This is a genomic window from Methylobacterium sp. GC_Met_2, from assembly GCF_026540795.1.
GTDB lineage: Bacteria > Pseudomonadota > Alphaproteobacteria > Rhizobiales > Beijerinckiaceae > Methylobacterium.
Window position 1 is genome coordinate 1 of the sequence record NZ_JALNUM010000137.1, and the last position, 15,581, is coordinate 15,581.

A 15,581-nucleotide genomic window follows, 5' to 3' on the forward strand; every position below is an offset into this window, starting at 1 on the left:
CGAGCAGTCATCGCATGCTTGATCTCATTGGGTTCAGTCTCTGGGAAGCTGGCTGGATCGAAGCTGCGCCCGACCGTCTAAGCCAGCGGAGCGAAGCCATCCGGTCGGCGCAACGCTCACGAATGTCCCGCTCCCCTGGGCTGCCTCGCTCCACTCGCAAAGACGGCGCTCTGCAACGGCGTCATTGAACCGCGAGCGGCATCTTGGAGATGCCGCCAAAGGCAGTCATACGCCATACGCCCATGACGTATATCGTTCTGATCCAGTGACCGACCCCCTCGCCTTCCTCGCCGGCGGCGGCGAAGCCGCGCGCATGATCCGCGCGCGCGACTGGACCGGCCACCCCCTCGGCCCCCCGGAAACGTGGCCGGCGGAGTTCCGCGCCGCGCTCTCCCTCGTGCTCAACTCGCCGGAATCGATGATCCTGGCCTGGGGGCCCGATCTCCACTTCTTCTTCAACGACACCTACGTCCCGCTGCTGGGGCCGCGCCTGCCCTGGGCCATGGGGGCGCGGTTCGACGAAGTCTGGGCCGATGCCTGGGATCAGGCCAAGCCGATCATCGACGCCGCCCTGGCGGGCCGGCCGGAGCGCTTCGTCGATCTGCCCTGGCAGCTCGACACCGACCGCGGCGCCCGGGAGACGTGGTGGAGTTTTTCGTATTCCCGTGTCCTCGATGCCGCGGGCGATGTGGCCGGGCTGTTTATCCTCACCAGCGAGACCACGGGCCGCGTGCTGGCCGATGCCGCCCTCACCGAGAGCCGCGCCCAGCTGGAGGCCGCGCTCACGGAGCTGGGCCGCCTCAACGCCACCCTGGCCCAGCAGGTCGCGGACCGGACCGCCGACCGCAACGCCCTGTGGACGCTCTCCACCGACATGATGCTGCGCACCGCGTTCGACGGGACCATGCTGGCGGTGAACCCGGCCTGGACCGAGGTGCTGGGCTGGCAGGCGGACGAACTCGTCGGCCTCAACCTGATGAGCCTCGTCCATCCGGACGATCTCGACCGGACCGTCGCGGGGGGGCAGCAACTCGCGTCGGGCGAGCGCCTCGCGCGCTTCGACAACCGCTACCGCCACCGGGACGGCAGCTACCGCTGGATCAGCTGGTCGGCCCGGCCGGGGGAGGGGATGATCAACGCGGTCGGCCGCGACTTCACCGCCGAGCGCGCGCGCACCGAAGCCCTGGCGGCCGCCGAGGAAGCCCTGCGCCAGGCACAGAAGATGGAGGCGGTCGGCCAGCTCACCGGCGGCCTCGCGCACGATTTCAACAACCTGCTCGCCGGCATCTCCGGCTCGCTGGAGCTGATCCAGACCCGGCTCGCCCAGGGCCGGATGATGGATGTCGACCGCTACATCAATGCCGCCCAGGGCGCGGCTCGGCGGGCCGCCGCCCTGACGCACCGGCTGCTGGCCTTCTCGCGCCGCCAGACCCTCGATCCGAAGCCGACCGACGTGAACCGGCTGGTCGCCGGCCTGGAGGAGCTGATCCGCCGCACCGTGGGCCCCGCCATCGCGGTCGAGGTGATCGGCGCGCCGGGCCTGTGGCCGGCTTTGGTCGATCCGCCGCAGCTCGAGAACGCGCTGCTCAACCTGTGCATCAACGCCCGGGACGCGATGCCCGAGGGTGGGCGGATCACCATCGAGACCGCCAATGCGTGGCTGGACGCGGACGCCGCCCGGCACCACGACATGCCGCCGGGGCCGTACCTGTCCCTCTGTGTCGCCGACACCGGCACCGGCATGCCGCCCGCGATCATCGCGCGGGTGTTCGAGCCGTTCTTCACCACCAAGCCGCTGGGGCAGGGGACCGGGCTCGGCCTGTCGATGATCTACGGCTTCGCGCAGCAATCGGGCGGGCAGGTGCGGATCGAGTCCGAGGTCGGCCGGGGCACCAATGTCTGCCTCCACCTGCCCCGCCACGGCGGCGCGGTGCCCGAGGAGGATCCGCGCGCCGCGCCCGGTGCCCCGCCCCGGGCCGCCCCGGGGGAGACCGTGCTGGTGGTCGATGACGAGCCGACCGTGCGGATGCTGGTGACCGAGGTTCTGGAGGATCTCGGCTACACCGCCATCGAGGCGGCGGACGGCGTCGCCGGGCTCAAGGTGCTGCGATCGGATGTGCGCATCGACCTGCTGGTCACCGATGTCGGGCTGCCCGGCGGGATGAACGGACGCCAGATGGCCGAGGCCGGACGGGAGACGCGCCCGGGGCTCAAGGTGCTGTTCATCACCGGCTACGCGGACGCGACGGTGCTGGGCCATGGCCAGCTCAGCCCCGGCATGCAGGTGATCACCAAGCCGTTCGTGGTCGAGGTGCTGGGCGCCCGCATCCGGGAGATGATCGGGACGGCTTGACCGCATGGCCGGTCCGGTCCTGAACAGGACCAACCATAACGGGAGGACGAGACGCCATGAAGGCGCTGCTGTGCACGCGGCTCGACGGGCCGGACCATCTTGAGATCGCCGAGCGGCCCGATCCGGTCCCGGGGCCGGGACAGGCCCTGGTGCGGATCCAGCTGGCGGCGCTCAACTTCTTCGACACGCTGATCACGGCCGGGCGCTATCAGGTGAAGCCGCCGCTGCCGTTCTCGCCGGGGGGCGAGGGAATCGGCGTGGTCGAGGCGCTGGGGGAGGGCGCGTCAGGCGTCGCCGTGGGCGACCGGGTGATCGTCCATGCCGGGCACGGCTGCTGCGCCGAAAAAATCGCCATCGCCGCAAGCCAGCTCACGCCGGTGCCCGACGCGGTGCCGGACGAGCAGGCGGCCGGGCTCACCATCACGTACGGCACGTCGCTCCATGCGCTGGCCAACCGGGCGCGGCTCCAGCCCGGCGAGTGGCTGGCGGTGCTCGGCGCCTCCGGGGGCGTCGGCCTCGCCGCGGTGGAACTCGGCCGGCTGATGGGCGCCCGGGTGATCGCCTGCGCCTCCTCCGAGGAGAAGCTCGCGGTCGCCCGCGCCCACGGGGCCGAGGCGGGTCTGGTCTACGATCCCGCCACCCTCAAGGACGAGCTGCGCCGGATCTCCGGGGGCGGGGTCGATGTGGTCTACGACGCGGTCGGCGATGCCTACGCGGAGCCGGCGCTGCGGGCGCTCGGCTGGCGCGGGCGCTACCTCGTGATCGGCTTCGCCGCCGGCGCCATTCCGCGGCTGCCGCTGAACCTGATGCTCCTGAAGGAACTCGACGTGCAGGGCGTCCACTGGGGCGCCTTCCTCGACCGTGAGCCGGAGGCCCACCGGGCCGACCAGCGCCGGCTGCTCGACTGGGTGGCCGAGGGCAAGCTCACCGCACAGGTGCACGGGACCTACCCCCTGGCGGCGTTTCCGGAGGCGTTCGGCCTGCTGACCCGCCGGGCGGCGGTGGGCAAGGTGCTGCTGCGGCCCTGATCGATCGGGCGCGTCAGACCAAAGGGCAGGCCGCGCAGGGGGCCGGCGAGGTCACACGTTGCCTCGCCGACCGTGCGGGCGGCCCGGGCGGGCTCAGAGCAGCCCGCGCGCCTTGGCGAGGCCGACGAGATCGGTCTGCGGGCGGGCGCCGATGTGCTGGATCACCTCGGCGGCCGCCAGCGTGCCGAGCCGGGCGCTGGCGACGTTGTCGAGGCCGCGCGCATGCCCGGCGAGGAAGCCGGCGGCGAACAGGTCGCCCGCTCCGGTCGTGTCCACCACGGCATGGACCGGGCTCGCCTCGACGGCGCGGACTTCGCCGCCCTGGATCACCAGGGCGCCCTCGGCCGAGCGCGTGACGAGGCCGAGCAGGTGCCGGCCGCGGGCGTTGCGCTCGTCGCGCAAAGCCGCCACGGCGGCCTCGGCATCGTCGGTCTGGTAGAGGCTCTGGAGCTCGCCCATGTTGGCGAACAGGATGTCGATGCTGCCATCGCGGATCAGGCCCAGGAACTCGTCCCGGTAGCGGCCGACGCAGAAGGCATCCGACAGGGTCAGCGCCACGGCGTTGCCGGCTTGGTGGGCGATCTGGGCGGCCTTGCGGAACGCGTCCTTGGCGGCCGGCGGATCCCACAGGTAGCCTTCGAGGTAGACGACCCGGGCCGACTTCACCAGCGCGTCGTCGACATCCTCGGGCGAGAGCCCCTGGCAGGCGCCGAGATAGGTGCTCATGGTGCGCTCGCCGTCCGGCGTCACCAGGATCAGGCAGCGGGCGGTCGCCGCGCCTTCGGTCGCCGGCGGAACCGTGAAGCCGACACCGGTGGCCTTCAGGTCGTGGCCGAACAGGCCGCCCAGCTCGTCGTCCCGCACCTTACCGACGAAGCCGGTCTTGGCGCCGAGCAGCGCCGCGCCCACGGCGGTGTTCGCCCCGGAGCCGCCCGACACGATCGTGGTCTGCCCCATGGCCTGGAACAGCGACTCGGCACGGGGCTCGTCGATGAGCTGCATGGCGCCCTTGGTGACGCCCTGCGCGGTGAGGAACGGCTCATCCGCGCGGGCGATCACGTCGACGATCGCGTTGCCGAGTACGAGGAGATCGAGGGAGGCTGTCATCGGGCGTCCTGTTTCGGGTTCGCGCCGCTGTGGCATCCGCCCCGGATCGGATCAAGCCGCGGGATCTGCTGGGGGCGGGAGATCGGCGAACAGTTCGGCGACCGACAGGGTCAGGCCGGGCGGGGTCAGGTCCAGCGTTCCCTCGCTGGAGATGCGGGTCACGATGAGCCCATCGGCACCACGTCGATGGTGGATGACCAAGCGCTTGACCTGATCGATCATCAGGTAGTGTGCCACGCTCGCGAGACTGAAATATCGCGCCAGTTTGAAGCCTGCATCGACTGAGCGCGTACCCGGCGACTGCACTTCAACGACGATCACGGGATCGGGCACCTCGATGGCCTCAACATCCATCCGTGGCCCACAATACACGAGGGCATCGGGCTCAAACGTCGTTGTTGCGTCGATGCGGACCGTCATGCCGTCGGGCATCATGTGGCAGCGGCAGCCAGTTCCGGCAGTCGTGATCGCCCGTTTCAATGCCGTTTGCGTCGCATACTTCACCAAAGCATGTCCGGCCCGTTCCGGCGCCATTGCGAAGACCTCGCCGTCGACCAACTCGAAGCGTCCCGGCTGGCCTTCGGCCCAGGCCAGGAATGTGTCGACGTCCATCCGCTGCTTCGTCAGTGCGACCATGCGGTCAGCATAACACGATTCGAACCGGCAGACGTCAGCCCGCGATCTTCTCCAGCGCCACGTCCCGCGTCCGGGGCCCGAGAAGGCCGACCAGCAGGCCCGCGACCAGCATCGCCGCCGAGATGAACAGGAACACCCCCGGCGTTCCGGTTTCGCGCAGCACGAAGGCGATGACGAAGCCGGTAAAAATCGCCGAGAACCGGCTCCAGGAATACACGAAGCCCACCGCCCGGGCGCGGATGCCGGTCGGGAACAGCTCGGCCTGATAGGCGTGGAAGCTGTACGACATCACGTTGGAGGCGAGCGTTAGGCCGATGCCGAGCGCCACGATGGCGGTGACATCCGTCGTTCGTGCGAAGGTCAGACCGCAGGCGATGTAGACGAGTGCCGCGGCCACGATGACGTGCTTGCGTTCGAACCGGTCGGCGATGAGGAGCCCGATCAGCGGCCCGACCGGGGCGGCGAGCGCGATCAGCGCCGTGTAGGCGAGGCTCGACGTCACCGTGATGCCCTGCGCCACCAGCAGCGTCGGCACCCAGTTGGCGAAGCCGTAGAAGCCCACCGTCTGGAACACGTTGAAACCGGCCATCATCAGCGCGCGGCGGCGGTAGGGTGGGACCCAGAGGTCGCGGAACGCGCCACGCGGCTGGATCGGCTCCGGCGCGGCGGGGGGCGGCAGCGGTCGCCCGGTCTCGGCCGCCGCCTGCATTTCGAGCCGGTGCAGGATTGCGTCCGCCTCCGCGAGCCGCCCGTGCTCCACGAGCCAGCGCGGGCTCTCCGGCAGGCCCGCGCGCAGCCACCAGACCACAAGCGCCGCCGAGGCGCCGATCAGCACGACCCAGCGCCAGCCGTCGATGCCCAAAGGTGCCGTTGGGATCAGCAGGTACGACAGGACCGCCACCACCGGGACGGCGGTGAAGCCGATGCCCTGGCATAGGGCGAAGGCACGGCCGCGGATCGCCTTCGGCACGAGTTCCGAAAGGTAGCTGCCGATCGTCACCATCTCCAGCCCGAGGCCGATGCCCGCGATCAGCCGCCAGAGATTGAGGCCGAAGGCGTCGGTCTGGCAGGCCATCACGACGTTCGCCGCCGTGTAGGCCAGCAGCGATCCCGTGAAGATCGCCCGGCGCCCGAACCGGTCGGCGAGCCAGCCGCACAGCAGGGTGCCGATGAACAGGCCGGTGAACAGGGCCGCCACGAAGCTCGCGACGCCGCTCGCCCCGAACAGGCCAGGCGTCGTCGGGGTCAGGATCCCGGCTTTGACGAGGCCCGGGGCCACGTAGCCGGTGAACAGGAGGTCGTAGAGTTCGAAGAAGAAGCCGAGCCCCAGCAGCACGACCAGACGCCACAGCGCGCGCGTGGCGGGCAGGCGGTCCAGGCGGGCCAGGATGGCGCCGGGGTCGAGGGGTTCGGCCGGGCTGCGGTCCGCCGTGATCGTCGCCATGGTGCCGCGTTGTCCCTCAGGCGCCGGATCGGTGCCCCGGCGCAGTGCCGTGGAACCCGGCGCCGTGCAAGCAGGCCGTCACGCCCCGAACACCGACCAGCCCATGCGCTGCGTCAGGCGTTCGAGCGCGACCCGGCCGAGATGCGAATTGCCGGCGGCATCGAGGCCCGGCGCCCAGACCGCGATCGAGGCTTTTCCGGGCGCCACCGCCAGGATGCCACCGCCGACACCGCTCTTGCCCGGCAGGCCGACCCGGTAGGCGAACTCGCCCGAGCCGTCGTAGTGGCCGCAGGTCAGCATGATCGCGTTGATGCGGCGCGCCCGCTCGGCCGAGACCACCGAGTAGCCGGTCGAAGGGGTGCGGCCGTTATGGGCCAGGAACCGCCCGGCCGTGGCGAGCTGCCGGCAGGTCATCGCGATGGCGCAGTGATGAAAGTAGACGCCGAGCGTGTAGTCGACCGGATTGTCGATGACCCCGAAGGATTTCATGTAGTTGGCGAGCGCGGTGTTGCGGAAGCCCGTGCGCTTCTCCGAGGCCGCCACCGCCTCGTCGATGGTGATGCTGGAATCCTGGGCCAGGAACTGCATGAAGCGCAGGATCTCGCCCAGAGCCTCGCGGGGCGCGTGGCCGGAGAGGATCACGTCGGTCACCGCGATGGCGCCGGCATTGATGAACGGATTGCGCGGCACGCCCCGTTCCCGCTCCAGCTGGACGATGGAGTTGAACGGGTTGCCGGACGGCTCGCGGCCGACCCGCTTCCACAGCCGGTCGCCGACCATGCCGAGGGCCAGGGTCAGTGTGAAGACCTTCGAGACGCTCTGGATCGAGAACGGGGTCTCGCTGTCGCCCCCGGCGAAGACCTGCCCCTCTGCGTCGATCACCACGATGCCGAATTGGTTCGGATCGACGTGAGCCAGTTCGGGGATGTAGTCGGCGACCGCGCCCCGGTCGGAGCGCTGGGCCATCTCCTCGGAGATCTCCCGGATGACGAGGGCGAGGTCGGGCACGGGCGGGCTCGGGGGATCGGGATGCCGCGGCCGCGGGCCGATCCGCGACGGCGCGGACAATGCAAGGTCCGGTCCGTGACGCTCTACCAGCGGGGCTGGAGCGTGGGAACCGCGCCGTTGCGGGCTACGATATTCACAGGTCGTGGTTCGATGCGTTCGACGGCTGCAGAACAATCCGGGTCGAAGGCCAACGCGCTCTCCCTCCCCCGCAAGGGGGGGAGGGAAACGCGCGGAGCTGCTTTCGCCTCTCCAAGAGAGATGTGTGCATCCGGTGGCTTCGCGGGGGAGGGAGGGTGCGTGGGCAATCGGCTCGGTCGATCCGCACGTTCAGGCGGCGGCGAGCGCCATCGCCATCGATTCCTTCTTCATCAGCTCGCGGAAGAAGCCGTCGAGATGGGTCAGCTTGTCGGGCGACCCGTCCTGGGCGATGCGGCCGCCATCCAGCACCACGATCCGGTCGAAATCCTGCAGCGTCGAGAGACGGTGGGCGATGGCGATCACGGTCCGGCCCTTCATCAGGTTCGCCAGCGCGTGCCGGATCGCCTGCTCGGACTCGGCGTCCAGCGCCGAGGTCGCCTCGTCGAGGAGCAGGATCGGCGAGTTCTTGAGGATCGCCCGCGCGATGGCGATGCGCTGGCGCTGTCCACCCGAGAGCTTCACGCCCCGGTCGCCCACGATCGTGTCGAACCCCTCCGGCAGGGACTTGATGAAATCGGTGCAATGGGCTGCCTCGGCCGCCTGCCAGACATCCTCGTCGGTGGCGTCCGGCCGGCCGTAGCGGATGTTCTCGCGCAAGCTGCGGTGGAACATGGAGACGTCCTGCGGCACCACCGTGATCGCCTCGCGCAGCGATTCCTGCGTCACCCGCTGGACATCCTGACCGTTGATCCGGATCGCGCCGCTCTGCACGTCGTAAAAGCGCTGGAGCAGTGAGAACAGGGTCGACTTTCCGCCGCCCGACCGGCCCACGAGGCCCACCCGCTGGCCGGGCTCGATCGTCAGATCGAAATCCGTGAAGACGGGACGTCCATCCGGGTAGTTGAAGGCGACGTGGTCGAACGCGATCTTCGCGCCCTGGCCGCTGAGCGGCTGCGCCTCCGGGTGATCCACGAGGTCGTGCGGCTGGAGCAGCGTGTGCAACGCCTCCGACAGGCGGGCGGTGTGCTGCGTGGCATCGACCAGCGCGACTGCGAGGTCGCGGGTGGCGGCGAGGATGCGGATGCCCAGCGTGCAGACAAGCACGACCTGGCCGTTGGTCGCCTCCTTGGCCTCCCACATCTGGATTGCCCAGTAGAGCAGGCCGAAGACCGCGAGCACGGTCAGCACCGCGTGCACGATGCGCAGCTTCTCGAGGTAGAGGAGCGACGAGCGGCGGGCCCGCATCTCGGTGCCGATGGTGCCCTCGAAGCGCTGACCCTCGCGCTTGAACGCCGAGAAGGCGCGCACGAGCGACATGTTGCCGACGAGATCGACCATCTCGCCATCGACGGAGGCGGCCTTGGCGGCGAAGTCGTGGTGCAGCGGCTTGCCGGCCGCGGCCATCTTGAACATCAGCAGGACGACCGCGGCGAAGACGCCGGCCAGGATCGCCGCCATGGTGGTGTTGACGGTCGCGATGAAGGTGATCGACAGGAAGGCCGCGACGGTCGGCGGCATCACGTTGAACACGAACATGTTCTCGACCGTGAAGATCGCGTTCGAGGTCGCCGTGATGCGGGACGCCAGGGTGCCGGGCTGGCGGTCCGAGAAGAAGGTCGGCGAATGCCCGGTCATGTGCCGGAACAGGTCGCGCCGGATGTCGCCGGTCACGCCCACGAAGGTAAAGGCGCCGGTCAGCGCAGCGACGCGCCAGAGCATGTTGTCGGCGGCGATGAAGGCGATCAGGACCGTGAGGGCGCTCCAGACCGCGGTGTTGCCCGGACCGGGGCCCTTGGTCAGCGCGTCGACCACGCCCTTGAGGGCGTAATCCGTGGACACCGAGAAGCCGACCGCGCCGAGCACGGAGATCAGGATGACCACGTGCGGCAGCCAGCGGCGGCGGAGATACCGTCCGACGAAGGCGAAGGGCCTCTCGGCGTATCGGTGCAGCTCTTCCATCGCGGTGACCATTCCGTATTCGCGCGGCTCTGGCTAACGGGCAAGGCGGAGTGCAGCGCGGGCGCAGTCTGACCCGCGACGGCAACGCGAGAGCGTTGCCATATGTTGCACCGGTCCGCACCTCCCGTGCGCTTTTATCCGTCAAATCTGAACACCGCTTGAGCGGTGTGGAAACACGCAAGCGAATCCGATGCCGAAGCTTCTCAGGCCACGCGCTCGGCGGCCTGGGCGTCGGATTGGCGGGTTTCGGGCATGATCAGCGCCACCAGCATGAAGGCCGCGAAGCCCACGCAGGCGAGCCCCAGGAAGGCGCTGTGGCTGCCCAGGCGGTCGGCCATCACCCCGGCCAGCGAGGTCGAGAGGGCGGCGCCGATGCCCATCGCGGTGCCGACCGCGCCGAGGGCGAGGTTGAACCGCCCGGACCCGCGGGTGAGGTCCGAGACAATGAGCGGCACCATCACGCCCAGCACGGAGGCCGAGATCCCGTCGAGCACCTGGATGGCGACGAGGCCGTAGGGGTTGGTGGTATAGGCGAGCATCAGGCCGCGCACCGGCAGCGCGCCGAAGCCGAACAGCAGGACCGGGTAGCGGCCGAACCGCTGGGCCGCCCGCCCGACCGCGGGGGCGCTGACCGCCAGCACCGCCTGCGGGACCATGATGCAGGCCGCCACCAGCGCGGTTGCGGTCTCGCTCGCCCGCAGGGTCAGGACGCTGCCGACCAGCGGCAGCATCGCCGCATTGGCGAGGAAGAACAGAACCATGCAGGCCGAGAAGCACAGGAGCCCCCGGTTGGTCAGGAGGCTGCGGATCCCGTCCTGCCCGGCCGTCTGCGGTGCCTGCGGGCTCGACGGCTCCTTGAACACGCCGGAATCGATGTCCCGGGCGCGGATGCGCGTCAGCGCGATCACCGTCGGAATGCCGAGCGCTGCTGTCAGGTAGAACACCGCGCCGTTCGACAGATAGTAGCCGATGGCGCCCATCCCGGCGGCGCCGAGGGCGTTGCCCAGCGCCGCGAAGCTGGCGTTGCGGCCGAGGCGCTCGCCGGCGTGCGCGCGCCCGACGAGGCCGATGCTGATCGCCGCGATGGCCGGCGTCAGCACGCAGCTCGCCGCCGAATGCGCCGCCATGGCCAGCAGGACCACCGGGAAGCTCGGCCAGATTGCCAGCGCGAAGGCGCTGCCCGCGATGCCGATCACCGCCACCGAAGCGGCGAAGCGCTTCGAGCGGACCACGTCGACGAAGGCCCCGCCCGGCACCTGACCCAGCAGGGCGACGAGGCTGCCGACGGTGAGCGCGAAACCGATGTCGGACTGGGTCCACTTGGCCTGCGAGAAGTAGACGGCCAGGAACGGCCCGAACCCGGTCTGCAGGTTGGCGACGAAGAACGCGAAGGCGTCGAGGCCGTAGCGGCTCGCCGACGAGATCCGGCGTTCGCCGACGGAGGCGCCGGCTGCCGGGGCCGGCTCGCGCGGCATCTCCATCCCCTGATCCTTCAGGCGCACGGCCCGCGCGCGGACATCCTGCCGGGGCACGTCGCGCTCGCGGGGGGTAACGGCGGTGCGAACCTTCAATCGGGCCACCGTCATTTGTCCGGCGCCTTGTCGGGTGCGGCGGTGGGCGGGGTCTGGCCCGTGGCGGCGGGGGGAGCCGGTGATGCAGCCGGAGGCGCAGGGCTGGCCGCAGGAGCCGATGTCGGGGCGGGGGCAGCGGCGGGCGCAGCCGCCTGATCGCCCTCGGTCGACGGCGCGGCGGGGCTCGCGGGGCCCAGCACCACGATCGGCTCACCCGACTTGTACTCGGGGGACACGCGGACCTGGTTGCGGGTCAGCGCCACCGACAGCTTGCGCTCCTTGCCGCCCTCCGACGAGAAGCGCAGGGCGCGCCAGTCGACGGCGATCTTGCGGGTGCCGACCCCCAGGAAGCCGCCGAAATCGATGATCGCGGCCCGCGGGTGCCCGTCCTTGTCGATGATGATGTCGATGACCCGTCCCAACTCGTCGCCCTGGGCGCTGCGCACGCTGCGGCCGAGCAGGCTTTCGTAGTCCTGGGTGTCGAGCACGGTGGCGGGCGTGCCCTGCTGCGGTTGCGCAGTCGGCGGCGCGGCCGTCACGGCCGGCGGTGGTGGCGCCGGGGCGGTCGCGCCCGGGGCCGCCGGAGACGCCGGATTCGCCACGGGGGGCTGCGGCGAGGCTTGGCCGGACGCGCCGTCGCTTCCGCTCGCCTGGACCTGCGCCGCGGCTCCCGACGCCCAGAGGGCGAGCGTCACGACCGCGATCATCCGGTTGATTCTGAACACGCTACGTCCTCTGAGGAAGGGCCGGGCCGAGCCGGCACGCCGGCGCGACCACAGCCATGTCGGCCGGGTCCCGGCCGGCCGCCGAAAGGTCTGCCCCTGCGGACGGTCGTCGTGCCGCAGGACCTGGGCGAAGTTATGGACCCCGGCGGCCGCGCCGCAAGGTTCGCGCCGGCCCCGCGCCGCGGCCTCTTGCGCGGGCGTCTGGTTTTCGCCGCATCCTGAGCGTAGACAACCGCCGATAAGTCACGCGAGCCGCGGACATCACCGCGGCCTTTTTCGAGGACCACACGATGCCGACCCTCTCCCCGTCGCGGTGCTCCGCCCTGCGCGGCCTCGCGCTCGGCGCGGCGCTTGCCGCCCTCATGGCCGGCTGCCAGGCGCTCGGAGGCGGAGGGGGCGTGATGCCGGCCTCCGATGTCGGGCTTCCGCCCTCCATGCGCGACGCGCTGCCGAACCGGCAGGCCCGCAACGCCGCGGTGGATGCCGACGGCCAGCCGCTCCAGACCGCGCCGACGCGGCAGATTGCGATCCCCAAGACCGCCGGCAGCGCGACGCGCTCCGCGGATGCGGGCGACCGGCGCATCCGGCGCGAGGATCTCGATGGCGGCAACGGCGCGGTCGGAGCCGGCACCGGCAGCGGCTCCGTGGGGCCGACGATGGCGCCGGGCGGCAGCGTCGGCCTCGGTGGGAAGTTCTGAGCGACCTGACCCGCCCGCGGCGGATGGCCGGGTCGTCCTGCCGTCCTATCCAACCCCCTGTGTCGGCGCGCCCGCAAGGACGCCCGGCTCAATGTCGACCACGTAGCCGCCGAGGTCCGTGCTGTAGCTGAGCGCGTTCCAGGGCAGGGGGTGATGGGTCTCGCCGAGGCCTAGGAATCCGCCGAAGGCCAGCACCACGTAGGCGACCTGTCCGGAAACCTTGTCCACCATGATGGTGTGGATCGCGCCGAGATAGCGGCCGGTCCGATCGTAGACGTCGGTCCCCTCGACCTTGTGCGAGCCGATCAGACGAGGGCTCTCGTCGATGGCGATGCCCTCGCCGGCGGGGTCGAGTTCGAGGGTTCCTGGCTTTCTCACGGCGCGTTCGGTGGGCAGGTCCGTCGGCATGATCACTCCCTGTCGGCGGATGCGGGACGATCCGCATTCCGTGGGTCCTGCGAACCAAGCGGGACGCGACAGACCGGTTCCACGCGCCCGGCCTGCTCAGGGATCCGCCGCCATGCCGGCCTGGGCGCGCCGCTCGTTGACCCGGTCCCGGACCGCGCGGCTGGCCAGCAGCATCTCGAAGCCGAAGGCGACGAGGGCGCACAGCGTGCACAGGATCGCCACGCCGAATAGCCCGAACAGCAGCGTCGCCACCGTCGCGTCGCGGAGCGCCCCGACGAACAGCGTCAGCACCGAGCCGCAGGTTGCGACACCGCCGAGGGCGGCCAGGAACACGGCGGCGTCGAGGGCGAGCGAGCGCCGGTGCAGCCGGTCGAGCCGCCGGCCCAGGCGAAGACGCTCCGCATCCGCCGCCACGGCGAGTTGCCCGGAGATATGGTCGGCCTGATCCGCCACACGGGCCAGCCGGGCGCCGAAGACGTTCAGCAACGTCGCGATACCGGACAGGAGGAAGACCGGGCTCAGCGCGACCTGGACGACGTGAGCCGTGCTTTCCAGGGTCGTGGCCAGGGTCGTGGGGATGAGCGGGTCGGTCATGCCGCCGGGCAGATGGGCCGGCTGGCCCGCCGGGGCAATCCCGACGGCTCAGACCAGGCCGCGGCCCGGTTCCGTGCCGGAGGTCGCCGGCTCGGCGCGGATGCCGATCCCGAGCGCCGTGACGAGCCCGGCGGCGAGCAGCAGTGCGAGGGTGAGGGCCGGAGCGAACATGCAAGCACTTCAGCGGCAAGATTGTTAAGAACAGGTTTCGCGTGGGCCGGATCGGTGAATCATCTTCTCACGGACCGGATCGGGGCCGTCGGGTGTGGATTTCCGTGCGTGCCTTGTGGATGAGGGGCGCGTGAAGGCGATTTCCCCTTGGATTCCCCTTGGAACGGCAGCGGTACCGGTTAGTTGCTGCTATGCTGTCTCGGCCGTGGGGCGATTATGCCCCGGCCTGCGGCCCGAGAACCGGAGGAAGTTAATGGCCACTAAGACCGAGAAGGCTGCGCCGAAGGCGGCCAAGACCACCAAGACTGCTGACAAGGAGGCTCCTGCCAAGGCCGCTCCGGCGAAGGCTGCCAAGCCCACCGCGACCAAGGCCGCCGCCGGCGCCAAGCCGAACGCCCTGCAGCAGCCGCTGAAGCCCTCTGCCGATCTCGGCGCGATCGTCGGCACCAACCCGCTCCCGCGCGGCGAGGTGGTCAGCAAGGTGTGGGAATACATCAAGAAGCACAACCTGCAGAATCCCGAAAACAAGCGCGAGATCTTGGCCGACGACAAGCTGAAGAAGGTCTTCGGCAAGGACAAGTGCTCGATGTTCGAGATGAACAAACACCTCGCTGCGCATCTGAAGGCCTGATCGCTCCCTAGAGCCAAGCCCGGCCCCAGGTCCGGACTATCGGCTCTAGGAGCATCGCAGGACGACAACGTGCTACTCAGGCGCCCGCTGGCCCTCGGGTAACGACGACGCCCGTGCGCGATTCAGATAGCGAACGTCCGTTCGGTATCGAGGCGCGTCGCCCCCGGCCGGATAGGGCGGTTTGGCGTTTGTGACGACTGGGCGTCGCTGAGCGCGGTCGCCTAGGCGATGCCTTGCAGAACCCCGCCGTCGACGCGCAACGCGGCACCCGTGGTGGCGCTCGCCGCGGGGCTGCACAGATAAGCGACGAGGTTCGCCACCTCCTCCACCCGCGCGAGGCGCTGGATCAGCGAGGACGGGCGGTGCTCGGCAACGAAGGCGCGGCCCATGGCGTCGAGATCGGCATCGGCCTTGCCGCCGGCCATCTGGGTCATGAATTCGGCCACGCCCTCCGAGAGCGTGGGTCCCGGCAGGACGCTGTTGACCGTCACGCCGCTGCCCGCGACCGTCTGGGCGAGTCCCCGGGAAATCGCCAACTGCGCGGTCTTGGTCATCCCGTAGTGGACCATCTCGGTCGGGGTGTTCACGCCGGACTCGCTGGAGATGAAGATCACCCGGCCCCAGCCGCGCTCGGCCATGCCGGGCGTGTAGGCCCGCGACAGGCGCACGCCGCTCATGACGTTGACGTCGAAGAAGCGCTGCCAGTCAGCGTCCGGGATCTCGAAGAACGGCTTCGGCTCGAAGATCCCGGTGTTGTTGACCAGGATGTCGACCGCAGGGAGCGCGCTAACCAGAGCGGAGACGCCCTCCGCGGTGGCGACATCGCCCGGCGCCGCGAAGGCGCGGCCGGATTTCGCCTCGCCCCGGAGCTTGGCCAGCGTCGCCTCGACCCGCTCGGGGGTGCGGCCGTTGATGCCGACCTCGGCGCCGAGATCGCAGAGTTCCTTGGCGATGGCGTAGCCGATGCCGGCGGTCGAGCCGGTGATCAGGGCCTTCCGGCCGGTGAGGTCGAGATCCATGGTGGTCTCCTGGGGTGCGATGCAGCGTCAACGCTCGAGCACGGCGCGGGTCACATGTCGGGATCGGCTTGGGCCGTGCCCGATCGCGTTG

At 70.3% G+C, this 15,581-nt stretch carries 14 protein-coding genes and 1 pseudogene; 4 read left to right on the plus strand and 11 right to left on the minus strand.

From position 1 onward, the window contains the following. The first annotated feature begins 265 nt into the window (after positions 1–265). Positions 266–2,353, plus strand: coding sequence for a PAS domain-containing sensor histidine kinase (locus OXS49_RS28995; RefSeq protein ID WP_267428133.1), 2,088 nt, complete (start codon positions 266–268; stop codon positions 2,351–2,353). A gap of 56 nt (positions 2,354–2,409) precedes the next feature. Continuing rightward, positions 2,410–3,381, plus strand: coding sequence for an NADPH:quinone oxidoreductase family protein (locus tag OXS49_RS29000; protein ID WP_267428134.1), 972 nt, complete (start codon positions 2,410–2,412; stop codon positions 3,379–3,381). Positions 3,382–3,474: 93 nt separating this feature from the next. Here the strand turns inward: OXS49_RS29000 and OXS49_RS29005 are convergent, their stop codons facing one another. From OXS49_RS29005 to OXS49_RS29035, 7 genes are all read right to left on the minus strand, one after another. Next, a complete protein-coding gene (locus tag OXS49_RS29005; RefSeq protein WP_267428135.1) occupies positions 3,475–4,488 on the minus strand; it encodes an adenosine kinase in 1,014 nt (337 codons plus the stop codon). Positions 4,489–4,539: 51 nt separating this feature from the next. After that, positions 4,540–5,100, minus strand: a complete 561-nt coding sequence (locus OXS49_RS29010) for a Uma2 family endonuclease (protein ID WP_267428136.1) — start codon at positions 5,098–5,100, stop codon at positions 4,540–4,542. Between the two features lie 58 nt (positions 5,101–5,158). Continuing rightward, a complete protein-coding gene (locus OXS49_RS29015) occupies positions 5,159–6,568 on the minus strand; it encodes an MFS transporter (protein ID WP_267428137.1) in 1,410 nt (469 codons plus the stop codon). Between the two features lie 78 nt (positions 6,569–6,646). Next, positions 6,647–7,576: a glutaminase gene (locus tag OXS49_RS29020; RefSeq protein WP_243924298.1), complete on the minus strand. Its 930-nt coding sequence runs from the start codon at positions 7,574–7,576 to the stop codon at positions 6,647–6,649. Positions 7,577–7,903: 327 nt separating this feature from the next. Continuing rightward, on the minus strand, positions 7,904–9,673 hold the full coding sequence (locus tag OXS49_RS29025) for an ABC transporter ATP-binding protein (RefSeq protein WP_244003691.1): 1,770 nt from the start codon (positions 9,671–9,673) through the stop codon (positions 7,904–7,906). A 203-nt stretch (positions 9,674–9,876) separates the two neighbouring features. After that, on the minus strand, positions 9,877–11,259 hold the full coding sequence (locus OXS49_RS29030; RefSeq protein ID WP_244003693.1) for an MFS transporter: 1,383 nt from the start codon (positions 11,257–11,259) through the stop codon (positions 9,877–9,879). Then, the gene (locus OXS49_RS29035) at positions 11,256–11,951 is read right to left on the minus strand and encodes a PRC-barrel domain-containing protein (RefSeq protein WP_244003699.1); all 696 of its coding nucleotides are present in this window, start codon (positions 11,949–11,951) and stop codon (positions 11,256–11,258) included. Before OXS49_RS29035 ends, OXS49_RS29030 begins: the two co-directional genes overlap by 4 nt. Before the next feature lie 308 nt (positions 11,952–12,259). On the opposite strand from OXS49_RS29035, the gene OXS49_RS29040 reads away from it, so the two are divergent. After that, positions 12,260–12,667, plus strand: coding sequence for a hypothetical protein (locus OXS49_RS29040; RefSeq protein WP_267428138.1), 408 nt, complete (start codon positions 12,260–12,262; stop codon positions 12,665–12,667). Between the two features lie 48 nt (positions 12,668–12,715). On the opposite strand, the pseudogene OXS49_RS29045 reads toward OXS49_RS29040, so the two are convergent. From OXS49_RS29045 to OXS49_RS29055, 3 genes and pseudogenes are all read right to left on the minus strand, one after another. After that, positions 12,716–13,075, minus strand: a pseudogene (locus tag OXS49_RS29045) (PRC-barrel domain-containing protein); the annotation flags it as partial. A gap of 96 nt (positions 13,076–13,171) precedes the next feature. After that, positions 13,172–13,669 carry a DUF2721 domain-containing protein gene (locus tag OXS49_RS29050; RefSeq protein WP_267428139.1) on the minus strand — a complete coding sequence of 166 codons (498 nt, stop codon included), beginning with the start codon at positions 13,667–13,669 and terminating at the stop codon, positions 13,172–13,174. A 48-nt stretch (positions 13,670–13,717) separates the two neighbouring features. Next, positions 13,718–13,840, minus strand: a complete 123-nt coding sequence (locus OXS49_RS29055) for a hypothetical protein (RefSeq protein ID WP_267356084.1) — start codon at positions 13,838–13,840, stop codon at positions 13,718–13,720. A 253-nt stretch (positions 13,841–14,093) separates the two neighbouring features. On the opposite strand from OXS49_RS29055, the gene OXS49_RS29060 reads away from it, so the two are divergent. Then, positions 14,094–14,471, plus strand: coding sequence for an SWIB/MDM2 domain-containing protein (locus OXS49_RS29060; RefSeq protein WP_243924306.1), 378 nt, complete (start codon positions 14,094–14,096; stop codon positions 14,469–14,471). A 221-nt stretch (positions 14,472–14,692) separates the two neighbouring features. On the opposite strand, the gene OXS49_RS29065 is transcribed toward OXS49_RS29060, so the two are convergent. Further along, a complete protein-coding gene (locus tag OXS49_RS29065; protein ID WP_244003697.1) occupies positions 14,693–15,490 on the minus strand; it encodes an SDR family oxidoreductase in 798 nt (265 codons plus the stop codon). Positions 15,491–15,581: the final 91 nt, after the last annotated feature.